This is a genomic window from uncultured Polaribacter sp., from assembly GCF_947495205.1.
Lineage (GTDB): Bacteria > Bacteroidota > Bacteroidia > Flavobacteriales > Flavobacteriaceae > Polaribacter.
The window spans coordinates 295,021-310,984 of sequence record NZ_CANLXV010000001.1 but is presented as its reverse complement, the minus strand read 5'-3'; the positions used below and the strand labels follow the sequence as shown (position 1 = coordinate 310,984).

18 protein-coding genes are annotated in these 15,964 nt (G+C 28.6%); 7 read left to right on the top strand and 11 right to left on the bottom strand.

Features of this window, described 5'->3' with window-relative positions; genetic code table 11:
• Positions 1-566 precede the first annotated feature (566 nt).
• From Q0762_RS01440 to Q0762_RS01415, 6 genes are all read right to left on the bottom strand, one after another.
• A complete protein-coding gene (locus tag Q0762_RS01440; protein WP_298762922.1) occupies positions 567-2,150 on the bottom strand; it encodes a hypothetical protein in 1,584 nt (527 codons plus the stop codon).
• 881 nt (positions 2,151-3,031) lie between these two features.
• Positions 3,032-3,532, bottom strand: coding sequence for a hypothetical protein (locus Q0762_RS01435; RefSeq protein WP_298762920.1), 501 nt, complete (start codon positions 3,530-3,532; stop codon positions 3,032-3,034).
• Between the two features lie 311 nt (positions 3,533-3,843).
• A complete protein-coding gene (locus tag Q0762_RS01430; protein ID WP_298762917.1) occupies positions 3,844-4,332 on the bottom strand; it encodes a hypothetical protein in 489 nt (162 codons plus the stop codon).
• A gap of 2 nt (positions 4,333-4,334) precedes the next feature.
• Entirely contained in the window at positions 4,335-5,810 is a 1,476-nt protein-coding gene (locus tag Q0762_RS01425) for a hypothetical protein (RefSeq protein ID WP_298762915.1), read from the bottom strand.
• A 125-nt stretch (positions 5,811-5,935) separates the two neighbouring features.
• Positions 5,936-6,121, bottom strand: coding sequence for a hypothetical protein (locus tag Q0762_RS01420; RefSeq protein WP_298762913.1), 186 nt, complete (start codon positions 6,119-6,121; stop codon positions 5,936-5,938).
• Position 6,122: 1 nt separating this feature from the next.
• The gene (locus Q0762_RS01415; RefSeq protein ID WP_298762912.1) at positions 6,123-6,323 is read right to left on the bottom strand and encodes a hypothetical protein; all 201 of its coding nucleotides are present in this window, start codon (positions 6,321-6,323) and stop codon (positions 6,123-6,125) included.
• 117 nt (positions 6,324-6,440) lie between these two features.
• On the opposite strand from Q0762_RS01415, the gene tatA reads away from it, so the two are divergent.
• A complete protein-coding gene (gene tatA, locus Q0762_RS01410; RefSeq protein WP_298762910.1) occupies positions 6,441-6,722 on the top strand; it encodes a twin-arginine translocase TatA/TatE family subunit in 282 nt (93 codons plus the stop codon).
• Positions 6,723-6,725: 3 nt separating this feature from the next.
• On the opposite strand, the gene Q0762_RS01405 is transcribed toward tatA, so the two are convergent.
• The 3 genes from Q0762_RS01405 to Q0762_RS01395 all read right to left on the bottom strand — a co-directional run bounded on the left by Q0762_RS01405 (position 6,726) and on the right by Q0762_RS01395 (position 8,458).
• A complete protein-coding gene (locus tag Q0762_RS01405) occupies positions 6,726-7,367 on the bottom strand; it encodes an O-methyltransferase (RefSeq protein WP_298762908.1) in 642 nt (213 codons plus the stop codon).
• A 236-nt stretch (positions 7,368-7,603) separates the two neighbouring features.
• Entirely contained in the window at positions 7,604-7,888 is a 285-nt protein-coding gene (locus Q0762_RS01400; protein ID WP_298762906.1) for a hypothetical protein, read from the bottom strand.
• A gap of 3 nt (positions 7,889-7,891) precedes the next feature.
• Positions 7,892-8,458 (bottom strand): sigma-70 family RNA polymerase sigma factor, encoded by a 567-nt coding sequence (locus Q0762_RS01395; RefSeq protein ID WP_298762904.1) that lies wholly within the window; start codon positions 8,456-8,458, stop codon positions 7,892-7,894.
• Positions 8,459-8,909: 451 nt separating this feature from the next.
• Here Q0762_RS01395 and panB point away from each other — a divergent pair, with 451 nt between their 5' ends.
• The 6 genes from panB to Q0762_RS01365 all read left to right on the top strand — a co-directional run bounded on the left by panB (position 8,910) and on the right by Q0762_RS01365 (position 12,524).
• Positions 8,910-9,728, top strand: coding sequence for a 3-methyl-2-oxobutanoate hydroxymethyltransferase (gene panB, locus Q0762_RS01390; RefSeq protein WP_298762902.1), 819 nt, complete (start codon positions 8,910-8,912; stop codon positions 9,726-9,728).
• 102 nt (positions 9,729-9,830) lie between these two features.
• Positions 9,831-10,184, top strand: coding sequence for a four helix bundle protein (locus tag Q0762_RS01385; RefSeq protein ID WP_298762900.1), 354 nt, complete (start codon positions 9,831-9,833; stop codon positions 10,182-10,184).
• Positions 10,185-10,219: 35 nt separating this feature from the next.
• On the top strand, positions 10,220-11,176 hold the full coding sequence (locus tag Q0762_RS01380; RefSeq protein ID WP_298762898.1) for a 2-hydroxyacid dehydrogenase: 957 nt from the start codon (positions 10,220-10,222) through the stop codon (positions 11,174-11,176).
• A gap of 23 nt (positions 11,177-11,199) precedes the next feature.
• A complete protein-coding gene (locus Q0762_RS01375; RefSeq protein ID WP_298762895.1) occupies positions 11,200-11,655 on the top strand; it encodes a DUF1801 domain-containing protein in 456 nt (151 codons plus the stop codon).
• Between the two features lie 27 nt (positions 11,656-11,682).
• Positions 11,683-12,120 carry a hypothetical protein gene (locus tag Q0762_RS01370; RefSeq protein WP_298762894.1) on the top strand — a complete coding sequence of 146 codons (438 nt, stop codon included), beginning with the start codon at positions 11,683-11,685 and terminating at the stop codon, positions 12,118-12,120.
• Positions 12,121-12,125: 5 nt separating this feature from the next.
• Positions 12,126-12,524 carry a DoxX family protein gene (locus Q0762_RS01365; RefSeq protein WP_298762892.1) on the top strand — a complete coding sequence of 133 codons (399 nt, stop codon included), beginning with the start codon at positions 12,126-12,128 and terminating at the stop codon, positions 12,522-12,524.
• Positions 12,525-13,058: 534 nt separating this feature from the next.
• Here the strand turns inward: Q0762_RS01365 and Q0762_RS01360 are convergent.
• Entirely contained in the window at positions 13,059-13,916 is an 858-nt protein-coding gene (locus tag Q0762_RS01360; protein ID WP_298762890.1) for a class I SAM-dependent methyltransferase, read from the bottom strand.
• A 144-nt stretch (positions 13,917-14,060) separates the two neighbouring features.
• Positions 14,061-15,938: a tRNA uridine-5-carboxymethylaminomethyl(34) synthesis enzyme MnmG gene (gene mnmG / locus Q0762_RS01355; protein WP_298762889.1), complete on the bottom strand. Its 1,878-nt coding sequence runs from the start codon at positions 15,936-15,938 to the stop codon at positions 14,061-14,063.
• Positions 15,939-15,964 lie beyond the last annotated feature (26 nt).

The window sequence follows — 15,964 nt, the reverse complement described above, 5'->3', positions numbered from 1 at the left end:
AAAATTAAAACGCTTAAAATCAATGTGTTAAAAAATTTTCAAATAGTCCATCCATATTAGTTGCATTTATCACCAAAAATTATTTTTATTTATATTAAATAATAAGCTACTACTTAAGTTTTTAAAGAATGTTTGAGACTAGTGAAATATAAAAAACATTTAAAACTATAATTAGTTCGCAAATCCCTAATTTATGTTCTGTTATCCATTCATTTATTCTCTACAAAAATTAAAAAGAAACAACATTGTAAATATAAAGCATAAAAACACACCTGCCATCCCCAAATTTAGGGATGGTAAAACGTTAACTTTCTTATATTCAGTTATATCGAAATTAAATTTTTAAAAGTGTAATTTTTTAAAAAGCAGATTTTTAAAAATAGGGGCTTAAAAGGTTAGCCAATAATATAGATATTTTAACACCATTTGAAGCGCTTATGAAATTGAATGAGATTAAGCGTATGTTGGTGAAGAAGTAACGTTGATTGTATATAAAAGTAGCAGAAAAGCACAAACTTTTTAGTTTGCATTTAACTGCTATTTTTTATATACGTGGTTGGTAGCCGTTATTCGTAATAAAATGCAAAATGTGTATTTACAGCTCCAGTTGTTTTATTATAGCCAAAGCCAAAATTTGTCGAATTATAGTTTTGTTCATAATAATTTGTAGCAGTTTTTCCTAATTCAACATCTTTTGATGCATCAATTGTTATTTTTGTACTTGAAGATCTAGTTACAGAATTACTGAAATCAGCCCCAACATTAAATTTTTCACTCAAAGTTAATTTAGCTGATACCTTTGTTGTATTTGTTATTGAAATAGTATTAGTTTGAACAACACCAACTGTTATATCATCGTGTTCGTAAATAGCTAAACTAATCGCATCACCATATTTATTTCCATCCCAAGTACCATTTGGACTTAATGGAAGATATCTGGCTTGAGAGTAAATACCTTCTGTTGATAAATCTACAGGGATATCGTAATATTTTGGAAACGCCTTAAGATAAAAACCATTACCAATAAAGTAGACATCAGTTAATTCTGATTGAATAGGATAACCAAAGTGCGTTTGTAACTCAAAGAAATCAAAAAATCTACCAAAAAAAACAAACTTCCAGTCAGATGGTGGACAGAAAGCGTTTTGTTTTAAATCACCACACATTGAAGCTACCGAAAATTGATAATGAAGAGCCATTACGTCTTCTCCACCTGGTTGATTATTCAAACCTATGAAAGTTGTAATATTTGTAAGTTTTAAGCCCTCAATTACATTTTTTTCAGTTCTACAATCTCTTTCATATACAATATTACAGTTTAATGATTTGCTAGATGGTTCAATTTTTTCCAAACATAATTTACCACTCATTAAATCTTCATTCAATGTTATTTTATCTATAAAATCAAAAGTTTCATTTTCGTATGTTGTATAAGTAGATTTTTTAAACTCTGAACAACTTGATAAAAAAGGAAAATTGTCTTCATATAAATCATTACCCCAAAATGTTTTAGTTGAATTTTTTTCAACAGGTATTAATCTTTCACTTTCTTCAATTTGTATTGGTAGGTAGTCAGAAATAGTAGAAGAATTTGTATTACTTTTTGACATCATCTTTCCTTGTTTATAATAAACTACTTTTTCTTTATAAGTTGTTATACAGGGATAAACAGCAAATTCTAATTTTAATTCATTATTTCCTAAAACAGCTTCAGTCCAATCTGGTATTTTAATTACAAGATTTGGTAGTATTTTGTTAATATTTGAAATAAGATTTTTCTTACTTAAATTGTTTTCATAATACTCTAATAATAAATTTTCTAAAGATTTACCGTTCGAAAACTTTTCGTCTTTTTCTTTTATAAAAAGTAATTCTTTAGTCTTATTTTCTGAACTAATAAGTTTTGAAAATAATTTATCATTAAAATTAGGGTTTTCAATTAGAAAATTACTAATTGCTTCTCCTACAATTACCTTAATTTTATCTTGTTCTGAAAGATTTTCATATTTAAAATCTAGTTTATCTGTTGAAACCTCATTTGTAGCAAGTGGTACAGAGTTTGAATTTATAAAATAATCATCATTGGAGCAAGAATAAATTAAGCCCGCCAAAATTGTTAAATAAATAATTTTTTTTAACCTATGTTTCATAACATATAATTTATGCTCTTTAAGGTCTTGAGCGGTTAGTTTTCGACCATTCGTTGCTTTCCGTTTTAACTTTTCAAAATAGAGATAAAATACTTTTTTTAAAATTCCTTTAGTCGGATGAACTTGAATTTATTTGTTTTTTACTTCGCTCTAATGGCTACCAACCTGTTATAAACAAATAATTAGTTATCATATATCATTTATAAAGTGTGTTATTACTTCTTCTGTAAACATAACAGATAAAAACAGTGTTGTCAATCCCTGAATTCAGGGATATTTAAAAACTAAAACATTTAAAATCAATGTGTTAAAAAAATTTTAAATAGTCCATCCATATTAGTTGCATTTATCACCAAAAATTATTTTTATTTATATTAAATAATAAGCTACTACTTAAGTTTTTAAAGAATGTTTGAGACTAGTGAAATATAAAAAACATTTAAAACTATAATTAGTTCGCATATCCCTAATTTATCTTCTGTTATCCATTCATTTATTCTCTACAAAAATTAAAAAGAAACAACATTGTAAATATAAAGCATAAAAACACACCTGTCCATCCCTAAATTTAGGGATATTTGCCATCCCCAAATTTAGGGATGGTAAAACGTTAACTTTCTTATATTCAGTGATATCGAAATTAAATTTTTAAAAGTGTAATTTTTTTAAAAAGCAGATTTTTAAAAATAGGGGCTTAAAAGGTTAGCCAATAATATAGATATTTTAACACCATTTGAAGCGCTTATGAAATTGAATGAGATTAAGCGAATGTTGGTGAGGAAGTAATCTTTTTCTTTAGTTTCTAAAATTAAAATAGCAGTTTAGCAAAACTTTTTAGTTTGCACTAAACTGCTATTTTTTATATACGTGGTTGGTAGCCGTTACTTTTTTATTTCTGCTTTCATACTGCAAACTTCAGCACAACCTCCTCCGTCTAAGCATGCTTTAACTGCATTTCCTACGCATTTAGCTTGTTTTAAGCCTGCACCAAACCCACTTTGTTCAGGGCATTCAGTTATTTCTCCCGTTTTCTCACAAGAAACTTTTATTCCGCCACCATTACTTGATTTTGAAGAGAATTTTGAAAAACCTTGTGCAAAACCATATTCAAATTCGTTCAAATATTCTATATTTTCAATGATATAATTTTCTCCCTCCATTCTAATGTCAAATATTGCAGATACATATGATTCACTCTTAGAGGTTGTTCCACCATTGCTTAAATTAGATTTAATATTGCTAATTTGTTTTTCAAATTCAATTAAAGCTAATTCCTCACTATTTTTTTCTTCATTTACTGTTGTATCACTTTCACAATTTGTAAGTGATAAGCTAAATCCTAGAAGTATTAAACACAAAAAATTCATTTTTAAAGTTTTCATTTATAGTTTAATTTTATGCTCCATTTAGGTCTTGAGCAGTTAGATTTCGACCTTTAATTGGCTTTCATTCTTCACTTTCAAAGATAATCGTCTATGTTTTTTTACTTCCATTTTACAAATCTATTAATTTAGATTTGTTGCGTTAAGTTATTGAATAGAACTTTCGGTGTCAAATGTCTACCAACGGTATGGTATATGAAAAGTAGCGTTTTATGCACTAACTTTTCGGTTTGTTACAAACTTAATTTTACAAAATAAACTTTAAATTAAGCACTTAAACCGCTATTTTTTATATACGTGGTTTAAGCTGTTTATTTTATAATATTGTTTTCTGAAAGTTCTATTTTAAATTTGGTTGTATTATTTTTCCCTATTATTAAATTATTTCCAATATATTCTTGTAACAAAAAATTTATTTCATATTCGGTTTCTTTAATATTTGAAATGAATACGGCGCCCGTATTTATATCAACATCAAAATATGTTTCTTTTTTATAAAATCTAATTAATTCAATACAATTGCTTGTTTTTAAAAAAAATAAATGAAAATTTATATCTTCATCCAAACCATCTTCCTTATTATGAAGATATACAGTTTCTATTAAATTATCAGATAGTTCTCTCCATTCCCAATAATAAGGAAATATAAGGTTTTCATCATCATTGTTTGAAACAATATTAGTTTTTTCAATTCCTAAATTTTCAGTAATACAAATATCATCTTCAACTCTACAATCATCTTTAGAGTTACAATTAAATAAAATAGAGAATATAATAAAGTTATAAAGTAATTTTTTCATAATTATTCATTTTTGTAAATTTTTTTTTGGGTAGTAATACCACTTTTTGTCGTTTTATAAATTGTATGAAATTTACCGCTTTCTAGATTTTTAATTAAATCAGGGTTTGTAACTTCTTTATCGTTTAAATTTTTAATAGTATAATTAAGATCACCTATATTTTTTAGAGACACTACTTTGCCAGATGTAGCGGATTCTGATTTGCAGATAAGGCCTTTATAGCCACCCAAATTTGTATAACCTACAATATCACTACTAATTTGATTTATTTTTACAGCATGTTGATATTTATTTTCAATAGAAATAACTTCATCAACTGTTTGACTAAAATCTAAAACAGGGTTAGTTGGTGTTTTTACATAATTCCAAGAGTCGAATGTATAAAAATCATAATCAAAACCTTTTTGAAATTTATTGATAAAAATAGGATAACGACATATTATTACGTTGCCTGGTATATTTGGGTCATCTTCAGTAGAATAAATATTTTCATTACCCTCTGCTCCTAAAATTTTAGAGTAATATGGTTTATATAATTCATCGATAGTGGTTAATGTTTGTTCATAATGATTCAAAGGATCATTGGCAATAGTTTCTCTCATACGAACTCCTTGTCCAGAGCTAAATTCTGTTCTCAAGTTATTATAATAATTATTTACATTAAATAAGTTAGTATCCATAAAATTGGTAAATCCAACATTAGCAAAGACATCACCATTACAATCCATTCTATTGTTAAAATTATTATAAATATAACCATTTCCATTATTGGTAACATAGCCTCCACCTAATGGATGAGAGGCTGGTGTATCGCATACTTGGTCACCTCTAGTAGCACAATTAGTTCCATTAATATACTCACAAAATGTTGAACTACCGGAGTTTTGACGTGTATGAAAAAGGTTGAAATTATGAGCAATTTCATGGGGTAATGTTGCTGTTAATAGATATTCATTATTAAAAATACTGTAGGTGTTTCTGAACCTTCCTCTACCAGATAACTGATTACCACTTGAACTCAAAACATTATTTGCAATTATGAGGTTCATTGCGTCTGAACGAAAATTTTGATGATTGCCAATTATGCTATTAGTTTCTGTACCCCATTCTGAATTATCTATTTGTAACAATGAACTATCATCAATATAACTAAAACCTGAATATTTAAAAAAAATATTAAATTGATTATAAGTTCTGTTAAGCATTGCAACTGCGTCAAGAATAGTTTCTTCTGTAATATTAGGAGAAGCGTTACCATTCAAAGTTGTAAAAACCTGATTTCCATTATTATCTCTAATAATGTGAAAAAATATTCTAAAAATATATTTTTCTTCATTTTGTGTCTTTCTTATAGTGTTATTACTATAGTAAGATCTAGTCATTAAGTCTTTAGAATTAGGACTACTTCCGCACGTTAAAATTTTTTGAGAAAAAGTAAAATTACTAAATAGAAAAAGTAAAAGTGTAATTTTTTTCATGATTATCTTTTTTAAGTTAATTAATAATGGAAAGCATTTATAAGTTATTGAATAGAACGCTTAAATGTTTCTGTAGCAGGCAGTATTGTAATGTATGATAGGCAAGCAAAACTTCACTTTAACAACTAATTTCTATTTTTTATAGTTAATAAAGAATCTTTTACTATTTTAAATAAAGGGAAAAAAATAATTATAGCAACAGCAACAATTACAACATAAGAAATTGGTTGATAAAAGTCTATAGCACCTAAAAAATAAAGAAATAAACCAAAAACTATTCCTGTAGATAAATCTTCAAATTCTTTTTTCATTTTAAGTAGTTTTAAGCGTTTTCTTTTTTGAATGATAATTTATAATACATGCCAAAGCTCCTAAAAAAGGAACTAAAAGAATAAGTACACCCCAAATTAAAAAACGCCAATTATCTTGCGCTCTAGAAGCTAAAATTAAAGCATAAATTACAGGTATTAGTAACAAAACCAAAAAAACAATTACCTGAAAGGCAGAAATCATCAACATCATATTTTCTTTCTACTAAAGATACAAAACTTTTTTTAACAAAAATTACAAAATTGCGTTAATGCCAAATAGAAAAAGTAATTTATTAAAATATCTCTGTATCTTTGTAATATGAATACAGTATTCTTATTTATAAGCGGACCAGAAATTATGGTGGTCATGTTAATAGTAGTTATGGTTTTTGGTGCCGATAAAATTCCTGAAATTGCAAGAGGTTTGGGTAAAGGTATGCGTCAAGTAAAAGACGCTACTAATGATATTAAAAGGGAAATTAAAGACAGTGCAGAAAAACATAAAATAGATACAGATATTGCCACAGATATTAATAAAGAAATTAACGCTGTTAAAGACAATATAGACGATTTAACTGGTCCAATTAAAAGGCAATTTTAATTATTAAAGCACTCTACTTACTGTTAAACCGTCTCTAATAGGCAACAAAACGGTTTCTACTCTTGCATCTTCGTTTACCAATTTATTATAAGCTAAAAGTACTTTAGTATCCTTGTCTTTAGGATCTAATGCAGCTACAATTTTTCCACTCCATAACACATTATCAGACAAAATTATTCCACCAGGATTCATTTTATCAATAATTAAGTTGAAATAATTAATGTAATTTGATTTATCTGCGTCTATAAAAACCAAATCGAACTTTTCTTGCAAAGTGGGTATAATTTCTATAGCATTGCCTACAAACTGGGTTATTTGCTTTCTATAACCCGATTGCTCAAAATACTTATTTTGTAAAGTTTCTAATTCTTCATTTTTATCTATTGTAATAATTTTACCATTTTTTGGCAAACCTTCTGCAAAACATAAGGTTGAATAACCTGTATACGTGCCAATTTCTAAGATGTTTTTAGGGTTGATGATTTTTGTTAAAATAGATAATACACGGCCTTGAAAAGCACCACTTAGCATTCTAGGATTTAAAACCTTTTGCCAAGTTTCTCTTGTTAAATCTTTTAAAATTTGCGGTTCTTCTTGCGAGTGATTTACCACATAATTGTCTATTTTTTCAGGTAGAAAATGCATCTTTAGTTAAAATTTCTAGTTATTTAGTATTACAGATGTTTAGCGCATAAACTGCTGCTATTAATCGCTTGCAAAATTACAAAAAGTACGGTTATCACTTTTAAGTTTAAGCAGCTCTTTTCCTCTTACAAAAAAAGTAAAATTTGTTTTTGATAATTTTAAGGTAAAAAGAAAACGGAACTTAATTATTTAAGTCCCGTTTTTAAATGATTTCTTGTTATACCAAATACTTGTAATTAACTACCTACTTCGTTAAAAGCTTTGTTGCCTTCTTGTAGCGCCTTTTTTAAAGCATCTTTGTCATCATGAGACATGCAATGTTTCATTTCTTTACAAGAAGAAGCATGTCCTTTATACAACTTTGTTAAAGTCATGTTTTGCTTTGTATACCTTGCACAAATTCTACATTTTACAAAATGTAAATTTAGCTTTATAAGCTCTATAATTGAAGCTTCTCCATATTGATTTTTGTCACAAATGGTTGTGGCTTCGTCACATGTTATTTTTAAACTCTTAAACATATCTTAATTGTTAAACCAGTTATCTTCCATACATTTCCTAAGCTGTGTTCTTGCTCTGTGTATCATAACCCATAGGTTAGACGCACTAATATCTAGCTCCTTACAAATTTCTTCTGTTTCAAATTCTTGAATGGTTTTCATTCTAAAAACCATCCCATATTTTTCTGGCAATTTATCTATACAAATGTCTATTTGGGTTCTAAGTTCTTCTGTTTCAATTTTCTTTTCAGAAGCGTTATCCCAACTTTGTGGTACGCGCTCCTCTATCCAATTCCCTTCATTTTCTCCATCATTATAAAAATTCATTCTAACTTCTGCTTGCCCTTTCTTAGAATTAATTTTTCTATAATGATCTATAATTTTTCGTTTTAAAATAGAAACCAACCAAGTTCTTTCAGAAGCTTTTCCTTGAAAGTTCTTGGCAGATTTTAATCCAGCAAAAAAAGTTTCTTGTACCAAATCTTTTGCCAAATCGCTATTATTAACACGAGAAATGGCATAATTAAACAGATAATCTGCGTAATTATCTATCCATTTACTAGTATCTAATGTGTGTTTTTTTTCTGCCATTTGTTTTGTAAAGCTCAAATATAATATTTTTTCTTTTAGAACATTACAATTTTGTATTCATAGTTTATAAGGTTTTTTATTTTGCACAACATTGCGTAAACCTTGTTTAGAATCCGTTTTTAAAAATGCAACTTTTTCTTAACTGGTTCCTGTAATTTATGTTTTTAACATCTTTTGGCAATATTATTTCTATAAATACCGTGTTTTCTATATGCAAACTTTTAAAAGAAATGACAATTATTTTTTATGGTTGCAAAATCTTGGTTTTTTTGTACCAAGGTTACTGCAGAGCATAAAAAAATAATCCAAATGTTACTTTTTTATCATTTTAAAACTTTATTGATTTCAAAAAAGAATTGATAAAATGAAATGCTTTTTTAGCAACAATTTTCAGTTGCGAATTATCTGCTAGTTTTTAGTACTTTTACCTCCATTTAAATTTATAAAAAATATGTCGACCGCTAAAAAAGAATATAAAAAAGTTACCGTAAAATCTCTTGTAGATATGAAAAAGAATGGAGAAAAAATCTCTATGCTTACTGCCTATGATTTTACAATGGCAAAAATTTTAGATGGTGCAGGTATAGATGTTTTGCTGGTTGGCGATTCTGCTTCTAATGTAATGGCTGGTCATGAGACTACATTACCCATTACTTTAGACCAAATGATTTATCATGCAAGTTCTGTAGTTAGAGCCATAGACCGTTGTTTGGTTGTGGTAGATTTACCTTTTGGTAGTTACCAATCAGACCCAAAAGAAGCATTGCGTTCTGCTATTAGAATTATGAAAGAATCTGGCGGACATTCAATAAAATTAGAAGGAGGTAAAGAAATAAAAGAATCTATAAAACGTATTCTAAATGCTGGTATTCCTGTTATGGGCCATCTTGGTTTAACACCACAATCTATTTATAAATTTGGTACGTATACCGTACGTGCCAAAGAAGAAGAAGAAGCTGCCAAATTAATGGAAGACGCTTTAATGTTAGAACGTTTGGGCTGTTTTGCGGTGGTTTTAGAAAAAGTACCCGCCAAATTAGCAAAGCAAGTAGCAGATGCAATTTCTATTCCTGTAATTGGTATTGGTGCAGGAAATAATGTTGATGGGCAAGTTTTAGTTACACATGATATGATTGGAATGACGCATGAATTTCACCCACGCTTTTTACGTAGATATCTAGATTTATATAAAGATATGACGGGCGCTTTTGAGTCTTATATTACAGATGTAAAAAGTGGCGATTTTCCTAATGAAAAGGAGCAGTATTAGATTTAGAGCTTTAGATTTTTGGATGGTTTGATGGTATAGACTAAGTTTCTATACATTGAACGAATTAAGGTTTAAAGTTCTAATATTATAAAAATCAAAAAAATGCACAGGTATAAAGATTTAAAATTTTGGCAATTAAGTAGAACTTTCTGCAGTGATATTTACGTTAACACAAAATCATTTCCTGATGATGAAAAGTTTGGATTAATTTCTCAATTAAGAAGAGCTGCTGTATCTATTCCTTCTAATATTGCTGAAGGAGCTTCAAGAAATTCAAATAAAGATTTTAAACGTTTTTTGAGCATTTCATTGGGTTCATGTTATGAAATTGAAACACAACTTTTAATTTCTTTTGATTTAAATTTTATAAATTCTGATGAATTTGATAAACTTAACAATACACTGAATCAAATTATTAAAATGATGTCAAAATTCATTTCCTCTCTAAAAATCTAGTTATCTAAGAGTCCAAAAATCCAAAAATCGAAATTTTGAAAATCCTACACCTAGACACAAACCATCCACTTTTAATAAATCAGTTAAAAGATTTAGGGTTTATAAATGATGAAGATTATACTTCTTCAAAAGAAGAAATTGAAGCCAAAATTCATAATTATGATGGTTTTATTATTCGCAGTCGTTTTAAAATTGATGCACCTTTTTTAGACAAAGCCACAAAATTAAAGTTTATAGGCAGAGTTGGTGCTGGTTTAGAAAACATAGCTTGTGATTATGCAGAAAGTAAAGGAATTGCCTTAATTGCAGCTCCAGAAGGCAATAGAAATGCCGTTGGTGAACATGCGCTAGGAATGTTGTTATCGCTCTTTAACAAACTAAATAAAGCCGATAAAGAAGTACGTAATGGCAAATGGCTACGTGAAGAAAACAGAGGAATTGAATTAGACGGTAAAACCGTTGGTTTAATTGGTTATGGAAACATGGGAAAAGCCTTTGCTAAAAAACTACGTGGTTTTAATGTTGATGTACTTTGTTATGATATAAAACCAAATGTAGGCGATGCAAACTGCAAGCAAGTTTCCCTGCAAGAATTGCAAGAAAAAAGTAATGTATTAAGTTTACACACACCACAAACTTCACTTACAAAAAACATGATAGACCAAAGGTTTATCAATAATTTTAAAAACAATTTTTGGTTATTAAACACTGCACGTGGTACTTCTGTTGTTACCAAAGATTTAGTTTCCGCTTTAAAAAAGGGAAAAATTTTAGGCGCTGGCTTAGATGTTTTAGAATATGAAAAATCTTCTTTTGAAAATCTTTTCAAAAAGCAAAGCGCATCAAGCGAAGTAGAAATACCAGATGCTTTTCAGTATTTAATTGAAGCAGAAAATGTAATTTTATCCCCACATGTTGCAGGTTGGACTGTTGAAAGTAAAGAAAAACTGGCACAAACCATTGTAGATAAGATAATTAAAAAATTTTGTTAACTTGTAGCCATTAAAAAAATGGAATGGTTATAAAATCTAATTCACCAGAAGCTTACATAAGCCAACTGCCTCAAGAAAGACAAAAACCACTTGAAAAACTTAGGTTTATAATTTTAAAAAATTTACCTAAAGGTTTTACAGAAGGCATGCAATATGGAATGATTTCTTATTTTGTGCCACATACAATTTATCCAAATGGTTACCATTGTAAACCTAGTGAGCCACTACCCTTTTTAAGTTTTGCATCCCAAAAGAATTCTATAAATTTATATCATTTGGGCATTTATGCAAATCAAAATCTTTACAATTGGTTTGTAAATGAATATCCTAAACACACTAATCTAAAATTAGATATGGGTAAAAGCTGCATTCGTTTTAAAAAGATTGATGAAATTCCTTATGATTTAATTGCAGCATTATGCAACAAAATTTCTGTTGATGAGTGGATTAAAATCTATGAAGCAAACCTTAAAAAATAACATTAATTAACTAAATATCAATATACTATGAGTTCTGAAAACATAAAAAACGAAGGCAAAACGACTGCCAAAACCGTTGAAAATGAAACCAACGAAACTTTAGATAATTTCACAAATAGCACTATCGAAATAACAGATTCCGTTAAAGAAAAAGCATTAGAATTAAAAGAAGAAGCCACAGAACTATTTGAAAATGCAAAAGAAAAAATAAACGAAACCTTATCAGATGAAAATTTAGATAAAGCCAAAGAAAAATTTGAAGATTTAAAAGCAGATGCCACAGAAAAAGTACAAGAATTTACAGACGATGCTAAAGAAACTTTTGATAATATGTCTGAAAAAGCAAGTGAATTAGCTAGTGATGTTACCGAGAACTTAATGGATATTGCAGAAGATGCAAAAGAAGAATTACAAGAGGTAAAAACAAAAACTAAAAACTTCTTGCAACGCTTATTTGGTAAATAAAACACATGAAACTTTTATCTAATTACCCTACAGAAGTATTAATTCTGCTTTTTCTAAGCATCACCTATTTCATTTCTGCTTATGAAAAAATCACAGATTGGACAGGAAATGTTTCCTTTATAAAAGCACATTTTAAAAACTCGCCGTTAAAAAATAAAGTACCTTTTTTGTTAAGCATTGTTTTAATTGTAGAAAGCATAGCAGTTCTTTTTATGATCATTGGTATCTTTCAATTATACACCTCTGAAGTTAAAGAAATTGCTTCTTTTGGTTTAGAGCTTTCTGCGGTTACTTTATTATTTTTATTAATAGGACAACGTTTGGCAAAAGATTATCCAGGAGCAATGTCTTTAACTGTCTATTTTACGCTAACTGTTTTTGGTATCTATTTATTAAATAAGTAAAAATTATTAATTTTAATATTTTAATAGATAAATATTATTTTAAAAAGCCTTAAAACACGTGTTTTAAGGCTTTTTTATTTTTTTTGAATACAATTAACTTAATCAACATAAAAAACACAAAACAACATAAGTAAAATACGTTTTTATGGTTTTTAACCACATTAATTAGAGAAGAACATGCAACAATTGGTTTTTCCGTTCTATTTAAAGCAAAATGATCTTGAAGTTTTATAAAACAGCAATTTTTATGGTTTTAGATTTTTACAGGAACTCAAGACATATACAAAACTTAAAATCTAAAGATTGATGTATTTCTAGTTTCACTTCAAGTAGTGCAAATAGTTGCTAATTGAATTTTCTAGAAAAAAACAAAAACATTTTGCTTGCTGAAGAGCTTCCTAAAATTCCTGCTAAACTTATTTATCTTGAATTCAATAATTATTTACTACTATAATAATTCCTAAATTCAGTTTTAAATTCTTTTTTAAAATGATAAGATTTCAAAGATGCTTTTAAATCCTTTTTGTTTTTAAGTTATATGTTTTTAATCACATAAATTAAAGAAGAATACTCAGAAGTTTGTTTTGCTTTCCTGTTTGAAATAAATCCGTTGTAAAACGCTTTAATAGGATTCATTTTTCCTGTCTTATATTTTTCACTTAACAAAGAAACATAATAAGCATCAAATTTCATGGGTAATGTTTTTTCTACTTCCATATGTATTGTTCCAAATAACTTATGAATGCTATTTTGAGAAAAATGCCAAAGATGTCTTGGCACATCAAAAGCAGCCCAATATTCTTTATAAAGTTTTGCATCATAACTTTTAAAATTAGGAACTGCAATTACAATACGTCCGTTTGGTTTTAATAAAACTTTTAGATTTTTAATATAATCTGCTAAGTTTTCTACATGCTCTAAAACGTGCCAAAGTGTAATTACATCAAATTTTTCATCGGCTAAATCATTTAAATTTTCTTTTAAAACAATTGATTTTTTATTTGCAATTGCTCTGGCATTATCACTTGGTTCTATTCCAGAAACACTCCACTGATTTGCATTACAAAATTGTAAAAAATCTCCAGTTCCTGCACCAACATCTAAAACCGTTTTTGCTTCCGTTTGAAAAGAATTTAATAAATTTAATTTTTGCTTTAACGTGTAATTTCTTACAAATTGATATACCTTATCAAAAACAGATTTGTTACTATCTGTGTGTGAAATATAATCTTCACTTTTATAAAAATCTTGTAAATTTTCTGGAACAGGTGTAGTTGCTAAAAGTTGGTATTCTTCATTTAAACCAATCTTAAAATCTGTTTGTGAAACGGTAAAGTCTTTACAAACTAAAAAGGGTTTTAGATTTTTATACAACTCTTTTTCGTGTTCCATTATAGCTTATTATTTTATACTGTTCCACGAGGAACAATTGTAGTTAAATTAAAAATTGGTTTAAAATATAAAGTGAAGTAAAAGATAATTAAATAGCTTTTTTTATGAAATGTTCCACAAGGAACATATCATAAAAAAAATATATTACCTTCCCATATAGACCAACAAAACAGAAATATCACTTGGTGAAACACCACTAATTCTGCTTGCTTGAGAAATGGAAGTTGGTCTAATTTTATTTAATTTTTCTCTTGCTTCAAAGGATAAAGATTTCACCTTTTCATATTTAAATGTATTGGGAATAATAACGTTCTCTAACCGATTTAATTTATCTGCATTATTCTTTTCTTTCTCTATATAACCAGAATACTTTAAATGTATTACAGCCTGTTCTATTACCTCTTTATCTATATTTTCTTCCTTTAAAAAATCATTCAATTTCTTTACAGCATAAAAATCTGAAAACTCTAACTGAGGTCTCGCAGCAATCTTATACAATTTCATAGATTGATTGATTAGTGCCAAATTCTTTGCTTCTAAAATTGGATTTATTTCATCTTGTTTAACACTAGTCTTCTGCAAAAAATCAATTAGCAAATCTGCTTTTTCTTGTTTTTCAATAACGCGATTCATACGTTCTTGAGACGCTAAACCTAATTTAAATCCTAAAGGTGTTAATCTTAAATCTGCATTATCTTGTCTTAATAAAGTTCTGTACTCTGCACGAGATGTAAACATTCTATAAGGTTCTTCTGTACCCTTGGTAATTAAATCATCTATTAATACACCAATATAAGCCTCATTTCTTTTTAGAATAAAAGGATCTTTTTCTTGTGTTTTTAACGCTGCATTTACACCTGCCATTAAACCCTGTGCAGCTGCTTCTTCATAACCAGTTGTACCATTAATTTGACCCGCAAAAAATAAATTTTCTATAAGCTTTGTTTCTAAAGAATGTTTCAGCTGTGTAGGTTGAAAGAAATCATACTCAATTGCATAACCATATCTAAAAAACTTTACGCTTTCAAATCCTGCAATAGAACGTATTGCCTTGTCTTGAATATCTTCTGGCAAAGAAGTAGAAAAGCCATTTACATACATTTCACAAGTAGTCCACCCTTCTGGCTCCACAAAAATTTGATGCCTTTCTTTTGTTGCAAAACGATCTATCTTATCTTCTATTGAAGGACAATATCTTGGACCTGTAGATTGTATACGACCATTAAACATTGGAGATCTATCAAAACCTTCTCTTAGCAAATCATGTACGTCTACATTGGTATACGTTAACCAACAAGAACGCTGATTTTTTAAATTATTTGTGGTTGGTAGATAAGAGAATTTTTCAGTATCAACATCACCAGGTTGTTCTATCATTTTAGAATAATCTAAAGATCTACCATCAACTCTTGGTGGTGTTCCTGTTTTCATTCTTCCTGCTTCGAAACCTTTTTCAACCAGATCTTCTGTAATCCCAGTAGATGCACTTTCTCCTGCTCTACCTCCACCAAAACTTTTTTCACCAATATGTATTAAACCGTTTAAAAAAGTTCCTGCAGTTAAAACTACAGTTCTTGCTTTAATTTCTAAACCTAAAGCAGTCTTTACACCAACTATCTTATTACCGTCAAATATTAATCCGTTTACAGAGTCTTGATAAAAATCTAGATTATCTGTTTGCTCTAACATTGTACGCCAACATTCTGCAAACTGCATTCTGTCAGACTGTGCTCTTGGACTCCACATGGCTGGCCCTTTAGATTTGTTTAGCATCTTAAATTGAATTGCAGTTTTATCTGTAACAATTCCACTATAACCACCCAAAGCATCAATCTCTCTTACTATTTGCCCTTTGGCAATTCCTCCCATTGCAGGATTACAACTCATTTGTGCAATATTCTGCAAATTCATTGTAATTAATAACGTATGCGCGCCCATATTAGCACTTGCAGCAGCTGCCTCACTCCCAGCATGACCACCGCCAACTACTATAACATCAAATGTTGTTGAAAATAAACTCATAATCTATAGTTTCACGTGAAACATTT

What these genes read in the sequence shown, in the direction of transcription:
- Q0762_RS01400 (WP_298762906.1), bottom strand. Translation starts at nt 7,888, where the DNA reads ATGTTTAAGAGTTTAAAAATAACATGTGACGAAGCCACAACCATTTGT.
- Q0762_RS01360 (WP_298762890.1), bottom strand. Translation starts at nt 13,916, where the DNA reads ATGGAACACGAAAAAGAGTTGTATAAAAATCTAAAACCCTTTTTAGTT.
- mnmG (WP_298762889.1), bottom strand. Translation starts at nt 15,938, where the DNA reads ATGAGTTTATTTTCAACAACATTTGATGTTATAGTAGTTGGCGGTGGT.
- Q0762_RS01440 (WP_298762922.1), bottom strand. Translation starts at nt 2,150, where the DNA reads ATGAAACATAGGTTAAAAAAAATTATTTATTTAACAATTTTGGCGGGC.
- Q0762_RS01370 (WP_298762894.1), top strand. Translation starts at nt 11,683, where the DNA reads ATGAGTTCTGAAAACATAAAAAACGAAGGCAAAACGACTGCCAAAACC.
- Q0762_RS01405 (WP_298762908.1), bottom strand. Translation starts at nt 7,367, where the DNA reads ATGCATTTTCTACCTGAAAAAATAGACAATTATGTGGTAAATCACTCG.
- Q0762_RS01385 (WP_298762900.1), top strand. Translation starts at nt 9,831, where the DNA reads ATGCACAGGTATAAAGATTTAAAATTTTGGCAATTAAGTAGAACTTTC.
- panB (WP_298762902.1), top strand. Translation starts at nt 8,910, where the DNA reads ATGTCGACCGCTAAAAAAGAATATAAAAAAGTTACCGTAAAATCTCTT.
- Q0762_RS01415 (WP_298762912.1), bottom strand. Translation starts at nt 6,323, where the DNA reads ATGATTTCTGCCTTTCAGGTAATTGTTTTTTTGGTTTTGTTACTAATA.
- tatA (WP_298762910.1), top strand. Translation starts at nt 6,441, where the DNA reads ATGAATACAGTATTCTTATTTATAAGCGGACCAGAAATTATGGTGGTC.
- Q0762_RS01420 (WP_298762913.1), bottom strand. Translation starts at nt 6,121, where the DNA reads ATGAAAAAAGAATTTGAAGATTTATCTACAGGAATAGTTTTTGGTTTA.
- Q0762_RS01365 (WP_298762892.1), top strand. Translation starts at nt 12,126, where the DNA reads ATGAAACTTTTATCTAATTACCCTACAGAAGTATTAATTCTGCTTTTT.
- Q0762_RS01395 (WP_298762904.1), bottom strand. Translation starts at nt 8,458, where the DNA reads ATGGCAGAAAAAAAACACACATTAGATACTAGTAAATGGATAGATAAT.
- Q0762_RS01430 (WP_298762917.1), bottom strand. Translation starts at nt 4,332, where the DNA reads ATGAAAAAATTACTTTATAACTTTATTATATTCTCTATTTTATTTAAT.
- Q0762_RS01435 (WP_298762920.1), bottom strand. Translation starts at nt 3,532, where the DNA reads ATGAAAACTTTAAAAATGAATTTTTTGTGTTTAATACTTCTAGGATTT.
- Q0762_RS01425 (WP_298762915.1), bottom strand. Translation starts at nt 5,810, where the DNA reads ATGAAAAAAATTACACTTTTACTTTTTCTATTTAGTAATTTTACTTTT.
- Q0762_RS01375 (WP_298762895.1), top strand. Translation starts at nt 11,200, where the DNA reads ATGGTTATAAAATCTAATTCACCAGAAGCTTACATAAGCCAACTGCCT.